At 58.7% G+C, this 14429-nt stretch carries 14 protein-coding genes; 7 read left to right on the top strand and 7 right to left on the bottom strand.

The window, feature by feature from the left end; genetic code table 11:
• Positions 1-488: 488 nt before the first annotated feature.
• Entirely contained in the window at positions 489-851 is a 363-nt protein-coding gene (locus L6D82_RS17550; RefSeq protein WP_102688042.1) for a VOC family protein, read from the bottom strand.
• A 97-nt stretch (positions 852-948) separates the two neighbouring features.
• Here L6D82_RS17550 and L6D82_RS17555 point away from each other — a divergent pair, with 97 nt between their 5' ends.
• From L6D82_RS17555 to rarD, 3 genes are all read left to right on the top strand, one after another.
• Entirely contained in the window at positions 949-1848 is a 900-nt protein-coding gene (locus L6D82_RS17555; RefSeq protein ID WP_102688041.1) for a LysR family transcriptional regulator, read from the top strand.
• A gap of 69 nt (positions 1849-1917) precedes the next feature.
• Positions 1918-2931 (top strand): aldo/keto reductase, encoded by a 1014-nt coding sequence (locus L6D82_RS17560; protein ID WP_102688040.1) that lies wholly within the window; start codon positions 1918-1920, stop codon positions 2929-2931.
• Positions 2932-3070: 139 nt separating this feature from the next.
• A complete protein-coding gene (gene rarD, locus L6D82_RS17565; protein WP_103385188.1) occupies positions 3071-3952 on the top strand; it encodes an EamA family transporter RarD in 882 nt (293 codons plus the stop codon).
• Between the two features lie 63 nt (positions 3953-4015).
• Here the strand turns inward: rarD and hppD are convergent, their stop codons facing one another.
• Both hppD and L6D82_RS17575 read right to left on the bottom strand, forming a co-directional pair.
• Positions 4016-5092 carry a 4-hydroxyphenylpyruvate dioxygenase gene (gene hppD / locus L6D82_RS17570; RefSeq protein WP_007958955.1) on the bottom strand — a complete coding sequence of 359 codons (1077 nt, stop codon included), beginning with the start codon at positions 5090-5092 and terminating at the stop codon, positions 4016-4018.
• A 246-nt stretch (positions 5093-5338) separates the two neighbouring features.
• Positions 5339-6286: a DMT family transporter gene (locus tag L6D82_RS17575; protein WP_236190652.1), complete on the bottom strand. Its 948-nt coding sequence runs from the start codon at positions 6284-6286 to the stop codon at positions 5339-5341.
• Positions 6287-6362: 76 nt separating this feature from the next.
• Between L6D82_RS17575 and L6D82_RS17580 the strand changes: the two genes are divergently transcribed.
• From L6D82_RS17580 to L6D82_RS17590, 3 genes are all read left to right on the top strand, one after another.
• Positions 6363-7235, top strand: coding sequence for a LysR family transcriptional regulator (locus tag L6D82_RS17580; protein ID WP_236190654.1), 873 nt, complete (start codon positions 6363-6365; stop codon positions 7233-7235).
• A 106-nt stretch (positions 7236-7341) separates the two neighbouring features.
• Positions 7342-8877, top strand: coding sequence for an EAL domain-containing protein (locus L6D82_RS17585; protein WP_102718093.1), 1536 nt, complete (start codon positions 7342-7344; stop codon positions 8875-8877).
• 234 nt (positions 8878-9111) lie between these two features.
• A complete protein-coding gene (locus tag L6D82_RS17590) occupies positions 9112-9477 on the top strand; it encodes a histone-like nucleoid-structuring protein, MvaT/MvaU family (protein WP_011334329.1) in 366 nt (121 codons plus the stop codon).
• Between the two features lie 206 nt (positions 9478-9683).
• On the opposite strand, the gene L6D82_RS17595 is transcribed toward L6D82_RS17590, so the two are convergent.
• Entirely contained in the window at positions 9684-10202 is a 519-nt protein-coding gene (locus L6D82_RS17595; protein ID WP_102688036.1) for a DUF4946 domain-containing protein, read from the bottom strand.
• Between the two features lie 142 nt (positions 10203-10344).
• Here L6D82_RS17595 and gloA point away from each other — a divergent pair, with 142 nt between their 5' ends.
• Positions 10345-10866, top strand: a complete 522-nt coding sequence (gene gloA / locus L6D82_RS17600) for a lactoylglutathione lyase (RefSeq protein WP_236190656.1) — start codon at positions 10345-10347, stop codon at positions 10864-10866.
• An 83-nt stretch (positions 10867-10949) separates the two neighbouring features.
• Here the strand turns inward: gloA and ahpF are convergent, their stop codons facing one another.
• The 3 genes from ahpF to L6D82_RS17615 form a co-directional block, all read right to left on the bottom strand.
• Positions 10950-12512: an alkyl hydroperoxide reductase subunit F gene (gene ahpF, locus L6D82_RS17605; RefSeq protein WP_236190658.1), complete on the bottom strand. Its 1563-nt coding sequence runs from the start codon at positions 12510-12512 to the stop codon at positions 10950-10952.
• A 130-nt stretch (positions 12513-12642) separates the two neighbouring features.
• Positions 12643-13206, bottom strand: coding sequence for an alkyl hydroperoxide reductase subunit C (gene ahpC, locus L6D82_RS17610; protein ID WP_007958941.1), 564 nt, complete (start codon positions 13204-13206; stop codon positions 12643-12645).
• A gap of 136 nt (positions 13207-13342) precedes the next feature.
• Positions 13343-14281, bottom strand: coding sequence for a site-specific integrase (locus L6D82_RS17615; RefSeq protein ID WP_139832886.1), 939 nt, complete (start codon positions 14279-14281; stop codon positions 13343-13345).
• Between the last annotated feature and the right edge of the window lie 148 nt (positions 14282-14429).

A 14429-nucleotide genomic window follows, 5' to 3' on the forward strand; every position in this document is an offset into this window, starting at 1 on the left:
GTGGCCAGACGCAGGTTGGTAGACCGGGCCTTAGGAGAAACGGCGCACCCGAAGGTGCCCTGCGAATGACCACCATAAAACAGAGACAAAAGACTCTACAAAATGGAGCACTCTGCACTTAAAGACCCGGGCTACCAAACCCGATCGCTGTTCTTTTCAGCGACGGGACAACGATAAAACCCGGCCCTTGAGCGCACAAGCCGGCGGATTCTGGCTTAGTCGTAGGCAACGGCGCAAGGTTGTGTAGCCTGGGGTGCGTGTCTGGACGTGTCCTTTAAACGCATGGCTTAAACACTGCGGTGTACTTGAGAATTTACCCCCTCACCCCAGCCCTCTCCCCCAAGGGGGCGAGGGGGAAAGGGAGCCGATGTGTATGTTTTTCAAAACCGGAGTTCGACTCGGTATTTCACGTCGGCGTAACTTGTGAGAACACCTCCGTCGGCTCCCTCTCCCTCCGGGAGAGGGCTGGGGTGAGGGAGCCCTTGATTCTAAGCCCCCGATTTCGCATCCAACTCCAAAACCACCCCACCCGGCATCTGCACAAAAATCTGCCAGATCCCATCCTCCGGCACCTGCGCCACCTGATACGGCAACCCACTGCCCTGCACCCGCTTCAAAACCGCGGCTGCGTCTTCATCGGTACGAAACGCAATATGACTCAACGCCGCCTCATCCAGCGCCGGCTGCTCAATCACATGCACCAACGCCTCCTCATCCTGATACAACCACCGCCCGGGAAACGGAAACGGCGGCCGGCGCCCCGGCGTCAATCCCAACAACCCACCAAAAGCGTCCTGCAGCGCCTGACCGTCAGCGGTGTTGAAAGCAAGATGATCAAATGTCCACGTCATGTCTGTCTCCTGCGGTTATTCAGGATTTCAGTATCTGCGCTTGCCAATCCCGGAAAAATCCCGCAAAACGCCAAGGATCTTCAACGGATTTTTACTAATGAGCTCAATCCTCGATCTGGAAATCTTCGTCCGCACCGCCGACTCCGGCAGCATCTCCGCCGCCGCCCGGGCGCTGGAGCTGACGCCGGCCGCCGCCAGCATCGCGCTGAAACGCCTGGAAACCCGCCTCGGCATCCGCCTGTTTGCCCGGTCCACCCGCAGCATGCGCCTGACCGAAGAAGGCCGGCGTTATCTGGAAAGTGTGCGTCTGGCGCTGGCCACCCTGGCCGAGGGCGAACAGGCGCTGAAGCAGCAGACCGAAGGCTTGAGCGGCGTGCTGCAACTGGCGGCGCCGTCGGACTTCGGGCGCAATGTGTTGCTGCCTTGGCTGGACGATTTCAAGCGCGAGCACCCGCACATTCAACTGCAATTGCTGCTCAATGACCGGCATGCGGATCTGTTTCGCGAAACGGTGGACGTGGCGCTGCGCTTCGGCGTGCCGAGTGATTCGACGCTGGTGGCGTTGCCGATTCTGCCTGAGCATCGGCGTGTGGTCTGCGCCAGCCCCGCGTATCTGGAGCGCCACGGCACACCGCAAAACCCTGCCGAATTGAGCGAGCACAGCGCCCTGCTCTATCTGCGTAATGGCCGGCCCTATAACACCTGGCGCTTCCATCGCGAAGACGAAACCGTCGAGGTCGAAGTACGCGGTGACTACCTCAGCGACGACGGTGAAGTCGCTCGCCGCTGGGCGCTCGCCGGGCACGGCATCGCCTACAAGGCCTGGCTCGATGTGGCCGAAGACGTGCGCGCCGGGCGGCTGGTGACGCTGTTCGATGACTGGCACGGCGAGAGCGTGCCGTTCAATCTGCTGTGCCCGCACCGGGTGCAGGTGTCGGAACGGGTCAAAGTCTTGCAGGCGTTTTTGCGCGAACGTTGCGAGGCATTGCGTCGATAAATTCACTTTGCCGCGCTGGGCGCTTCTGGTATTTGATGGAAGCTTTCCCACCGACAAAAGGATTTCGGCATGAGCTATCGCACACTGGGTCACTCGGGGTTGCAGGTGTCCACCCTCACCCTCGGCACGATGATGTTCGGCGAACAGACCAGCGCAGAGGACTCGCTGCGCATCATCGACAAGGCCTGGGATCAGGGCATCAACTTCATCGACACCGCGGACGTCTACACCAACGGCCGCTCGGAAGAGATCGTCGGCGAGGCCATCGCCCGTCATCGGCATGAATGGGTGCTTGCAACCAAAGTCGGTTTCGGCCCGGTGGACGGCGTGCCGAATCGCAGCGGCCTGAGCCGCAAGCACATTTTCAATGGTCTGGAAGCCAGCCTGACCCGGCTCGGCACCGATTATCTCGACATCTATTACCTGCACCGCGAAGACCACAACACGCCGCTGGAAGTGACGATTTCGGCGATTGGCGATCTGATTCGCCAGGGCAAAATCCGTTATTGGGGCCTGTCGAATTATCGCGGCTGGCGGATTGCCGAGGTGATTCGCGTGGCGGACAAACTAGGCGTCGATCGCCCGGTGATCAGCCAGCCGCTGTACAACATCGTCAACCGTCAGGCCGAAACCGAGCAGATCACCGCCGCCCAGACTTACGGCCTTGGCGTGGTGCCTTACAGCCCGCTGGCCCGTGGCGTGCTCAGCGGCAAGTACGCACCGGACGTGACCCCGGACGCCAACAGCCGTGCCGGACGCCAGGACAAGCGGATTCTGGAAACCGAATGGCGCGTGGAGTCGTTGCGCATTGCCCAGCAGATTCAGCAATACACCCAGGAGCGTGGGGTCGGGATCGTTGAATTCGCAATTGCCTGGGTACTGAACAACGGCGCGGTGACGTCGGCGATTGTCGGGCCGCGCACCGAGGAACAATGGGATGCGTACACCAAGGCGCAGGCGGTGAAGATTACGGCTGAGGATGAAGCGTTTATCGACTCACTGGTGACGCCGGGGCATGCTTCTACGCCGGGGTTTAATGATGTGAGCCATTTTGTGTCGGGGCGTAAATCGCATCAGGCTTAAGCACCTATGCTTCGACACAGGTTCCCGCTCTCACGGGACCTGTGTCGAATGTTGGAAATATTGATCACTCGGCCAATATTCAGCACAAAAACCACGTATCCTGCGCGCCCCGTTTCACCATCACCCCCGCGAGGACAGTTTGTCTAAAGGCATTGCTTTATCGGTGACAGCATCGACGCTGTTTGCCGTCATGTATTACTACACCTCGTTGCTCACCCCGTTGAGCGGCGTGGAGATCTTCGGTTGGCGGATGTTGCTGACCGTGCCCTGCATGACCGTGTTCATGCTGGTTTCCGGCGAATGGCGGCGGGTGCTGGAGCTGCTGCGCCGGATCCCTGCGCTGCCGAAGTTGATCGGCGGCCTGATTCTTTCGTCAGCGCTGCTGGGCGTGCAGTTGTGGCTGTTCATGTGGGCGCCGCTCAACGGCTACAGCCTCGATGTGTCGCTGGGCTACTTCCTGCTGCCGTTGTCCATGGTCCTGACCGGACGCATCGCTTATGGCGAAAACCTGTCATACCTGCAAAAAGTCGCGGTGTTTTTTGCCAGCCTCGGTGTGTTGAACGAGTTGTATCAGGTCGGCGGGTTTTCCTGGGCGACGCTGGTGGTGGTCGTCGGTTACCCGCTGTACTTCGTGCTGCGCAAATACCTCAAGACCGACAACCTCGGCGGTTTGTGGGTCGACATGACCCTGATGCTGCCGGTGGCGTACTGGTTTGTGCGCGGCGGCGAACAGGGTTTCGGCGTGTTCGATCAGTACCCGGCGCTGACGTGGCTGATACCGCTGCTCGGTCTGATCAGTGCATCGGCGCTGGTGGTGTACATCATCGCCAGCCGTTTGTTGCCGTTCAGTCTGTTCGGTTTGTTGAGTTACGTAGAGCCAGTGTTGTTGCTCGGCGTGGCGCTGCTGCTGGGTGAGAGCATCAAGCCCGGAGAATGGCTGACCTACATCCCGATCTGGCTCGCCGTGGTGGTGCTGGTGTTTGAAGGCTTCAAGCATCTGATGCGCCAACGGCGCCCGTAAGACGCGCAATAAAAAGCCCGGCCTGCATTTCTGCAGGCCGGGCTTTTTTACATCTGGTGCGGATTACTCGGTAGCGAGTACGCCACGACGCACCTGGTCACGCTCGATCGATTCGAACAGAGCCTTGAAGTTGCCTTCGCCGAAACCATCGTCGCCTTTGCGCTGGATGAATTCGAAGAACACCGGGCCCATCAGGGTTTCCGAGAAGATCTGCAGCAGCAGACGCTTGTCTTCTTTATCCGACGCACCGTCGAGCAGGATGCCGCGCGATTGCAGTTGATCCACCGGCTCGCCGTGGTTCGGCAGGCGGCCTTCGAGCATTTCGTAGTAGGTGTCCGGCGGCGCGGTCATGAAACGCATGCCGATCTTCTTCAACTGATCCCAGGTCTTGACCAGGTCATCGGTGAGGAACGCCACGTGCTGGATGCCTTCGCCGTTGAACTGCATCAGGAACTCTTCGATCTGCCCGGCGCCCTTCGACGATTCTTCATTGAGCGGGATGCGGATCATGCCGTCCGGCGCTGTCATCGCTTTCGAGGTCAGGCCGGTGTATTCGCCCTTGATGTCGAAGTAGCGGATTTCGCGGAAGTTGAACAGCTTCTCGTAGAAGTTCGCCCAGTAGGCCATGCGACCGCGATACACGTTGTGGGTCAGGTGGTCGATGATCTTCAGGCCGGCACCGACCGGGTTGCGGTCAACGCCTTCGAGGAACACGAAGTCGATGTCATAGATCGAGCTGCCTTCGCCGAAACGGTCGATCAGGTACAGTGGCGCACCGCCAATGCCTTTGATCGCCGGCAGATTCAGTTCCATCGGGCCGGTTTCGATGTGGATCGGCTGGGCGCCGAGTTCCAGTGCGCGGTTGTAGGCCTTCTGCGAATCCTTGACCCGGAACGCCATGCCGCAAACGGACGGGCCGTGCTCGGCCGCGAAGTACGAAGCAACGCTGTGGGGTTCGTTGTTGAGGATCAGGTTGATCGCGCCCTGACGATACAGGTGCACGTTCTTGGAACGGTGGGTCGCGACCTTGGTGAAGCCCATGATCTCGAAGATCGGCTCCAGGGTGCCAGGTGTCGGCGATGCGAACTCGATGAACTCGAAGCCCATCAGGCCCATTGGGTTTTCGTATAAATCTGCCATGGTTGGCGCCTCATCATTCTTATCAATTAACCAGAGTTATTTGTCAGTAATGCTGAGACCGGTGGGTGGCGCACAGGAGATGCCACGCACACTGCGGGCGAGGAAGTCACCGTATATCAGTTGAAACCCGAATATCTTCATTGTCGACCCAAGGCTCTTGCGGGCGAGGCTTCTGCTGCCAGAAGACGATTATTATTGTATGCGTAACCCGATTCTACACAGCGTAAATAGGGTTGTCTGCCCTCTCTATAAAATCCGCTTTTTTCCGGCCGGTGCAAGGGGTTTGTTGCACAGCCAGATGCCCGCCAGAATCAGCACGCCGCCCAGGCACATGGCCAGCGTCAGCTGTTCACCCAGCAGGATTGCACCGGCCAGCACGGCGGTCAGCGGGTTGAGCGCAATGAACACGCCGGAGCGTGTGGCGCCGATTTTACGGATGCCATCGTAGTAACCGATGTAGGCCAGCGCCGAACCGAGTACGCCCAGATAGGCCAAGCTCAGCCATTGGCGTGTGCCAAGCGCGGCCAGCGCTGCAACGTCCACTTCGCCCCGGCTCAGGGCCAGCGCCCACAACATCAGGGTGCCCAGCAGAATCGAAAAGGTCACGGTCTGCACCGGACCGATGCTCTGGTTCAGGCCGCGAGAGAACAGCGAATAGACGCCCCAGCTCAAAACGCAGCCGAGGATCAGCAGATCGCCAATCCACGCGTCCGGCGTTTCGCTCAACAGCTGCGGGTTGCGACTGACGATCACCACACCCGCCCCGCCGATGCAGATTGCGATGCCCATAACCTTGAGCCGGTTCAGCCGCTCCTTGAACAGCAGCCATGACGCCAGACCAATGACTGCCGGGTTCAGCGCCACGATCAACGAGGCCCGGGAAGCGTTGATGTATTGCAACCCGTAAAAGAAGCACAGGTTGTAGAAGAAAATCCCGAAGAACCCCAGCAACGTCAGTTGCAGCCATTGCCGGGGCGTGGGCCGCGCCAACGCAATCCGCGTCAGCCGCAGAAACCCGAGCAACGCTACGCTGGCCAGCAGAAACCGCAGGCTGGCAGCAAACACCGGGCTCAGGCTGCCGGCCAAAAAACGCCCGGCCACCCACGTTCCGCCCCAGATCATGGTGACCAAGGCCAGGTTCAAATAGACGGGCATGTCCGAGGCGACCGGACGAACAGGTTCATGACAACTCATAACGCTCCAACGACGAGACTGACGGATGACGTATCATTCGATTGATTCCTCATCATCGTAAAATGAGTCTTTACTCATGACCCTGACCCAACTCGAAATCTTCTCGCTGGTGGCCGAACTGCACGGCTTCACCCTCGCCGCCCATCGTCTGGGAATTTCCCAGTCAGCGGTGTCTCATGCATTGAAGTCGCTGGAACAGGAACTGGGCGTCGAGCTGCTGCGCCGGCATCAATCGCAAGTGGAACTGAGCGACATCGGCGAACAACTGCTGTTGCGGGCACGGGCGATGCTTGGGCTGGCGAACACCTTGCGTCAGGAGGCGGCGGATGCGCGCGGCATGAAACGCGGCACGCTGCGCATCGGCTCGTTCGGGCCGACGTCTTCGATCAAATTGTTGCCGCGGATTCTTCAGCAGTATCGCGAGGCGCATCCGGGGATCGAAGTGCACATCGATGAAGGCCCGGATCGGCAGGTCATTCAGTGGTTGGAGGAGCGGCGGATCGATATCGGTTTTGTGGTGCTGCCCGAGGAGCGCTTCGACACGTTCACCTTGATTGAAGATCAGATGGTCGCCCTTCTTCCGCTCGGTCACCCGCTGGCGGCGCACGACTCAGTGAGTCTTAAAGACCTGTGCAACGATCCGTTTGTGCTGACCGAGGCGGGTTCGTCGGAACTGGTTTCGCGCCTGTTCAACGCCGCGCGGTTGAGCCCCAACATCCGCTATCGCTGTTCGCAGCTGCTCAGCACGCTCGACACCGTGGGCCGGGGCGATGCGATGACTGTGGTGGCCGAAGGTTCGTTGCCTTTCGATCCGGAACCGCGATACATCAAGCGACCGCTGTCCCCCGTAGTCACCCGGCAGGTCGGCCTGGCGGTGCTGGATCAGCGCCAGGCATCGCCTGCCACGCTGGCATTCATTCAGCTGGCAACCCGGCTGGATTATCGTTGAGCGGCGCAGGTGTCATTGGCCATCTATCATGGGCTCAGACCTCGGGCTTTGCGCGCACGCTTCGCCTGCCATCAAGAGCCCCACTCCACCGCGACAGGATGCGCCCATGCCACTGACCGTCAGGCCCCGCCGCAAGCGCAGCACCCGGATTATCGTGACATTGCTGTGCGGCTTGCTGCCGATCGTACTCGGCAGCGTGATTCTTTATATGCAGGCCGGACGCGCCCTTCAGCAGAGTTCGCAACACACCGCCGATGAAGCCCTGCGGCAGTTCGAACTGATGCTCGACAACACTGCCCAGGCCGCCCGGGAGTTGCTGCCGCTGGCCGGCCAGACCTGCGAGACCGTCAAACTGGCGTTGCGCGAACAAGTCACTCGCCGTCCGTTTGTGCGCTCGACCAATCTGGTGTGGGACGACAACCTCTATTGCAGTTCGCTGTTCGGCGACTTCAAGGAAGTCGTGAATCCCGGCGACTACGCCCAAGGCAAGTTGTGGCTCATGAACGGCAACCCGGTGACGCCAAACACCGCGCTGCTGGTGTATCGCCTGAGCGAGGGTCGCGGCGGCGCACTGACCACGCTGGACGGCTATCACCTGAGCAACATCCTGCGCCTGATCGGCCGGCACACGTTGTTGTTGCTGCAAGTCGGCAACAACTGGCTCTCCGCCGACGGCAAAGTGCATCAGGGCGCCCTGCCCGCGTTGCCCGTGGCGCAAAGTACCTTGCACTCATCACACTATGCATTCTCGGTGACAGCGGCTTTTCCGGAAGGCGAAACCTGGCGCTACATGAAAGACGAGTATCCGCCGCTGTTCAGTCTGCTGATGTTCTTCGGCGCCGTATCAGGAGCGATCGGCTACATCGTTCAGAAGCGCTCCACCTCGCCCAGCCATGAAATGCTTCGGGCATTGGAAGCAGGTGAATTCATTCCCTATTTTCAACCGGTGGTGCACGGCGACAGCAAACGCTGGTCGGGCGCGGAAGTGCTGATGCGCTGGAAACATCCCAAGGAGGGGCTGGTGCGTCCGGACCTGTTCATTCCCTTTGCCGAACACTCAGGGTTGATCGTGCCGATGACCCGCGCCTTGATGCAACAAACGGCTGTTGTGCTGGGGCCGCTGTCATCGACCTTTACCGCGCCCTTCCACATCGGCATCAACATCACCGCCAGCCACTGCCACGATCTGGAGCTGGTTGAAGATTGCCGTGAATTTTTGTCAGCGTTCCAGCCTGGCAGCATCAGCCTGGTACTGGAGCTGACCGAACGCGAGCTGATCGAGCCGTCCGACATCACCCATCAACTGTTCGCGCAACTGCGCGCAATGGGCGTGAAGATCGCGATTGACGACTTTGGCACCGGTCATTCAAGCCTCGGCTATTTGAGGACCTTCAATGTCGACTTCCTCAAGATCGATCAGACATTCGTGGCCATGATCGATAAAGATGCCCTGTCGCGGCACATTCTGGACACCATCATCGAGCTTTCTACCAAACTGGATCTGGGCATCGTGGCCGAAGGTGTGGAGACGCAAGCCCAGTGTGATTATCTGGCCGCTCACCATGTCAACTTTCTGCAAGGTTACCTTTTCGGCAAACCGATGCCGGCTGCAGACTTCATCGAAGCATTAACTCATCATTAACTTGGCGGGATAAATCCAGACTCGCCGACAGCGCGCACCAAATTGATACAAAACAGCGTTGTTGTTACATGAAGAAAAAGTCAGGATTTACTCTTGTCGCATTAACTACTACAATTTTTCTTACCTGTTGCAAGATGGGCAGGTGAGCCATTATCACCGAGTCGCTTCAAGGCTCTTGGCTTATAGCTTTGTTTGCGGTTGGTATCAGCCAAACACACTATTGGAGTAAAGATATTGTCCAGACTCGCTGAATTTCGTGCAGCTGAAAAGGCCCTTCAGGAACAGCTCAAGCAGCTGGAATCGCTGAAGAACGATGCCGGGCTCAAGAAAGAAATCGAATTCGAAGAAAAGCTCCAGGGGCTGATGAAAACCTACGGCAAAGGCCTGAAAGACATCATCGCCATTCTCGATCCGAACCCGGCGAAATCCGGTCTGCAATCGACCGCCGCACCTAAAACCCGCCGCGCTCGCGTGGTCAAGGTCTATCAGAACCCGCACACCGGCGAGCTGATCGAGACCAAGGGTGGCAACCATCGCGGCCTGAAGGCCTGGAAGGAACAATACGGTGCAGCTACCGTTGATTCCTGGTTGCGCGGTTAATCCCTCGCAAACATGAAAGCCCTGCATATGCAGGGCTTTTTTTTGGACAATATTTAACAAATACAACGATTTTTCTGGCGGGAAAGTTGAGTCTCAAACCGCTCTCGCACTGAAACTATGCTTCCGAATGTTGCCCCGTTAGCCGGAGTTAACTTTATGTTTAATCAGTTCCGGTATCTAACACCAGACCGGCCACGAACAGACGACTAGAATTTCAAGCTGTTTCGCGCAGCGACTATGTCGTCGCCGCTCGCCTTATAAACCTCTGCCTGCCCTGCATACGAAAGTACGTAAGCCTTATCCGCTTCGACCGCTGCAACCAATGTTTGCGACAACACGTGGCGGCCGTTTTCAGTCACCGTACAAGTGGTTTCAAGCGCGGTCAGCGAGCCCAGCGTACTCGCGTGAACCTTGTTGCAGACACTCTGATAACCGCTCTGGAAAAAGTCTTTCTGAACCGACTTGCGCATCTCCAGCAACACGCCCTGCAAGTTGACCTGATGGCCGCTTTCCACGTGGGTCATCGTCAACTCCATCACCATCACCTGATTGCCATCGGCGTCAGTCTTTACCGCGCGCTGACGGGAGACTTCAGGGGAGGTTTCGGGCAGCGCCTCGACTTCCCAGCCAGCCGGCCAGGTGATGCTCGGCGCCTCGGCAAAGGCAGGCAGAGCAAGCAGGGAAAAACCCAGGAAAACGAACAGCGATTTGAACGGTCGGATCATTACCAGAGGCACTCGCGGATTGAGCTGTAAAGTCTGAGGCCCGCCCGCTCACAGGGCAAGCCCGCGCTTTCGGTTTGGCGATGCTGCCAGGCATGCGTATCATTGCGCCCATTCACTCGCCCCAATTTGTTACGGAGGGCCCATGAGCCTGCAAGAACTGAACACCTTCCCTGGCGTCACCGCCACCCCGGACAGCGCAACCCGCAACTTCGTGTTCAACCACACCATGCTGCGCGTCAAAGACATCACCAAGTCGCTGGACTTCTACACCCGTGTATTGGGTTTCTCGCTGGTAGAGAAGCGTGATTTTCCGGAAGCTGAATTCAGCCTGTACTTCCTCGCTTTGGTCGACAAATCGCAGATCCCGGCCGACGCCGCTGCTCGCACCGAGTGGATGAAGTCGATTCCCGGCATCCTGGAACTGACCCACAACCACGGCACCGAAAACGACGCGGACTTTGCCTACCACAACGGCAACAATGACCCGCGTGGCTTCGGCCACATCTGCATCTCGGTACCGGACATCGTCGCTGCCTGCGCACGCTTTGAAGAACTGGGCTGCGACTTCCAGAAGCGCCTGACCGATGGCCGCATGAAGAGTCTGGCGTTCATCAAGGATCCGGATGGCTACTGGGTCGAGATCATCCAGCCGGCACCGCTGTAGAGCTGAACCTGGCTAGAAAGCACCCCCCGCAAAGAAAAACCCCCATCATCACTGATGGGGGTTTTCTTTTTCAGGCCCGGGATTTACGCCGGAGCCGAAGTGCGGATCAGGTGATCGAAAGCGCTGAGAGAAGCCTTGGCGCCCTCGCCCACTGCAATCACGATCTGCTTGTACGGCACGGTGGTCACGTCACCGGCAGCGAAGATGCCGGGTATCGAGGTTTCACCGCGGTTGTCGACGATGATCTCGCCGCGCGGCGACAGCTCGATGGTGCCTTTGAGCCAATCAGTGTTAGGCAGCAGACCGATCTGCACGAAGATCCCTTCCAGCTCGACCGTGTGCAGCTCGTCAGTATTGCGATCCTTGTAGCGCAGGCCGTTGACCTTCTGGCCGTCGCCGGTGACTTCAGTGGTCAACGCACTGGTGATCACGGTGACGTTCGGCAGGCTGTGCAGCTTGCGTTGCAATACGGCGTCGGCGCGCAGCTGAACGTCGAACTCCAGCAGGGTCACGTGGGAGACGATACCCGCCAGGTCGATGGCCGCTTCGACGCCGGAGTTACCGCCGCCAATCACCGCCACACGCTTGCCTTTGAACAGCGGGCCGTCGCAGTGCGGGCAGTACGCCACGCCTTTGTTGCGGTACTCCTGCTCGCCCGGCACGTTCATTTCACGCCACCGTGCACCGGTCGCCAGAATCACGCTCTTGGCCTTGAGGGTCGCGCCGCTGGCAAAGCGGACTTCATGCAGCTCGCCATTCTTGCCGGGGATCAGCTTGTCGGCGCGTTGCAGGTTCATGATGTCGACGTCGTACTGCTTGACGTGTTCTTCCAGCGCGGTCGCCAGTTTCGGGCCTTCGGTTTCCTGCACGGAAATGAAGTTCTCGATGGCCATGGTGTCCAGCACCTGACCGCCGAAGCGCTCGGCTGCAACACCGGTGCGAATGCCTTTACGTGCGGCGTAGATCGCCGCGGAAGCACCCGCCGGGCCACCGCCGACTACCAGCACATCAAAAGACTCTTTGGCGCTGATTTTCTCGGCCTGACGCTCGATGGCGCCGGTGTCGAGTTTGGCGAGGATTTCTTCCAGGCCCATGCGGCCCTGGCCGAAGTTTTCGCCGTTGAGGTAGATGCTCGGCACGGCCATGATCTTGCGATCATTGACTTCGTCCTGGAACAGCGCGCCGTCGATGGCGACGTGGCGGATGTTCGGGTTCAGCACGGCCATCAGGTTCAGCGCCTGAACGACGTCCGGGCAGTTCTGGCAGGACAGCGAGAAGTAAGTCTCGAAGTTGAAGTCGCCCTTGAGCGAGCGGATCTGTTCGATCACTTCGACACTGGCCTTCGAAGGGTGGCCGCCGACTTGCAGCAGGGCCAGCACCAACGAAGTGAATTCATGGCCCATCGGGATACCGGCGAAACGCAGGCTGATATCGGCACCCGGGCGGTTGATCGAGAACGACGGCTTGCGTGCATCGTCGCCGCTGTCGATCAAGGTAATTTGGTGCGAAAGACTGGCAACGTCTTTCAGCAGATCGAGCATTTCACGGGATTTCGCACCGTCGTCGAGTGAAGCAACGATCTCGATCGGCTGGGTGACCCGTTCCAGGTACGATTTCAACTGGGCTTTAAGATTGGCGTCCAACATACGGGCGATCTCCTGACTTTATTTGAGGCGAAAAAAAGCCCGAGCGAATCTCGCCCGGGCTTTTCTATTGGGCGGTGCAGCTTACTTAAGTAGGTGCGGAATCCCGCCCTGCATTGCGTGTGTCACAGACTTAGATCTTGCCGACCAGGTCCAGGGACGGAGCCAGAGTGGCCTCGCCTTCTTTCCACTTGGCCGGGCAAACTTCGCCTGGGTGAGCAGCGACGTACTGAGCAGCCTTGATTTTGCGCAGCAGCTCGGAAGCGTCACGGCCAACGCCGCCATCGTTCAGTTCAACGATTTTGATTTGGCCTTCAGGGTTGATCACGAAGGTGCCACGGTCAGCCAGACCAGCTTCTTCGATCAGCACGTCGAAGTTGCGGGAGATGACCTGAGTCGGGTCGCCGATCATGGTGTATTGGATTTTGCCGATGGCTGGCGAAGTGTTGTGCCAGGCAGCGTGGGCAAAGTGGGTGTCGGTCGAAACGCTGTAGATCTCTACGCCCAGTTTCTGGAAGGCGGCGTAGTTGTCAGCCAGGTCTTCGAGCTCGGTTGGGCAAACGAAAGTGAAGTCGGCCGGGTAGAAGAACACTACGGACCATTTGCCTTTCAGGTCAGCGTCCGAGACTTGTACGAAGTCGCCGTTTTTGAACGCGGTAGCTTTGAACGGTTTTACTTGGCTGTTGATGATAGGCATTGATGACTCTCCGTCAGGGTTGTGAATTCGATGGGTGAATCCTACCCAGTCACTCGACGGATGGCTCATTGGCAAACCTGATGCTGCTGATTTGTTTTCGCTATTAGCGGACTGTATTAATAGAAGAAAACGATATCTACGGCGACAGCGGCTTATCCGTAATCCGGGCCATCCCGTGAAAGGGGCTCGCTTCAACATAGCGCATGGCGGACTTCATATCCTTCCAGCCCACGTAACTCATCAACGATTTGAGATCCCAGCCGCTTTGGTGGGCCCATGTTGCGAAGCCGCGTCGCAGGGAATGGCTGGTGTAGCGCTCGGCGGAGATCCCGGCGCGCTCTAGGGCCTGGCGCAGCAACGGAATCACGCTGTTGGCGTGCAAGCCCTCCTCGCTCAGATTGCCCCAGCGGTCGACGGCGCGGAACACCGGGCCTCGTACCAGTGCTGCCTCCGTGATCCATTCGATATAAGCCTGCACCGGGCATAGCTTGAGCAACGCCGGGGCCTGATAGGTCTGGCCGAGGTTTTCCCGATCACCCTTGCTGCGGGGCAGGTACAGGGTGATGCCGCTGCCGGCGTGCGCCTGCACATGCTCGATCTGCACACGACACAATTCATCGCTGCGAAAGCCACGCCAGAAGCCCAGCAGGATCAATGCTCGATCACGGCAGGCCCGCAGCAGCAACGGTCGATCCTGTTTTTCCCGGGCGTCTTTCATCTCCTGCTCAAGCCAGGCGACGGTCTGCTCAAGATCCCGCAGTTGCAATGGCTCGGCCTGCTTCTCCTGGGCGGGATGCAGGGCGCGAATGCCCTTGAACACTTTGCGCACCACCGGCGACTTGGTGGGATCGGCGAAGCCCTGACTGTTGTGCCACTGCGCCAGCGCCGACAGACGCAACTTCAGCGTGTTGACCGACAACACGCCCGCATGCGCCACCAGATACCGCGCGATGCTGTCCGCTGTCGCGGGCAGGAACCCACCCCATACCGTTTCGAAATGCTCGACGGCCGCACGATAGCTGCGGCGGGTGTTGTCACGGGTGGCGGCTTGCAGGTAGCGATCGATATCGCTCATGGGCTGATTTTCTCGTGGCGTACTGAGGGTTTGTGCGGAAACCGATTTTAGGGGTTTCACATGGGGTAATACCAGTATATCCCGCCTGTTTATCGGTGCTTGTTTCACTTTATTTTCAACATGGTACACTGTGTACTTTAGTGGCATG

It is taken from the genome of Pseudomonas paraglycinae (assembly GCF_021601625.1).
Classification (GTDB): domain Bacteria; phylum Pseudomonadota; class Gammaproteobacteria; order Pseudomonadales; family Pseudomonadaceae; genus Aquipseudomonas; species Aquipseudomonas paraglycinae.

What these genes read in the sequence shown, in the direction of transcription:
- ahpC (WP_007958941.1), bottom strand. Translation starts at nt 13,206, where the DNA reads ATGCCTATCATCAACAGCCAAGTAAAACCGTTCAAAGCTACCGCGTTC.
- hppD (WP_007958955.1), bottom strand. Translation starts at nt 5,092, where the DNA reads ATGGCAGATTTATACGAAAACCCAATGGGCCTGATGGGCTTCGAGTTC.
- L6D82_RS17555 (WP_102688041.1), top strand. Translation starts at nt 949, where the DNA reads ATGAGCTCAATCCTCGATCTGGAAATCTTCGTCCGCACCGCCGACTCC.
- L6D82_RS17580 (WP_236190654.1), top strand. Translation starts at nt 6,363, where the DNA reads ATGACCCTGACCCAACTCGAAATCTTCTCGCTGGTGGCCGAACTGCAC.
- gloA (WP_236190656.1), top strand. Translation starts at nt 10,345, where the DNA reads ATGAGCCTGCAAGAACTGAACACCTTCCCTGGCGTCACCGCCACCCCG.
- L6D82_RS17585 (WP_102718093.1), top strand. Translation starts at nt 7,342, where the DNA reads ATGCCACTGACCGTCAGGCCCCGCCGCAAGCGCAGCACCCGGATTATC.
- ahpF (WP_236190658.1), bottom strand. Translation starts at nt 12,512, where the DNA reads ATGTTGGACGCCAATCTTAAAGCCCAGTTGAAATCGTACCTGGAACGG.
- L6D82_RS17575 (WP_236190652.1), bottom strand. Translation starts at nt 6,286, where the DNA reads ATGAGTTGTCATGAACCTGTTCGTCCGGTCGCCTCGGACATGCCCGTC.
- L6D82_RS17560 (WP_102688040.1), top strand. Translation starts at nt 1,918, where the DNA reads ATGAGCTATCGCACACTGGGTCACTCGGGGTTGCAGGTGTCCACCCTC.
- L6D82_RS17595 (WP_102688036.1), bottom strand. Translation starts at nt 10,202, where the DNA reads ATGATCCGACCGTTCAAATCGCTGTTCGTTTTCCTGGGTTTTTCCCTG.
- L6D82_RS17550 (WP_102688042.1), bottom strand. Translation starts at nt 851, where the DNA reads ATGACGTGGACATTTGATCATCTTGCTTTCAACACCGCTGACGGTCAG.
- L6D82_RS17615 (WP_139832886.1), bottom strand. Translation starts at nt 14,281, where the DNA reads ATGAGCGATATCGATCGCTACCTGCAAGCCGCCACCCGTGACAACACC.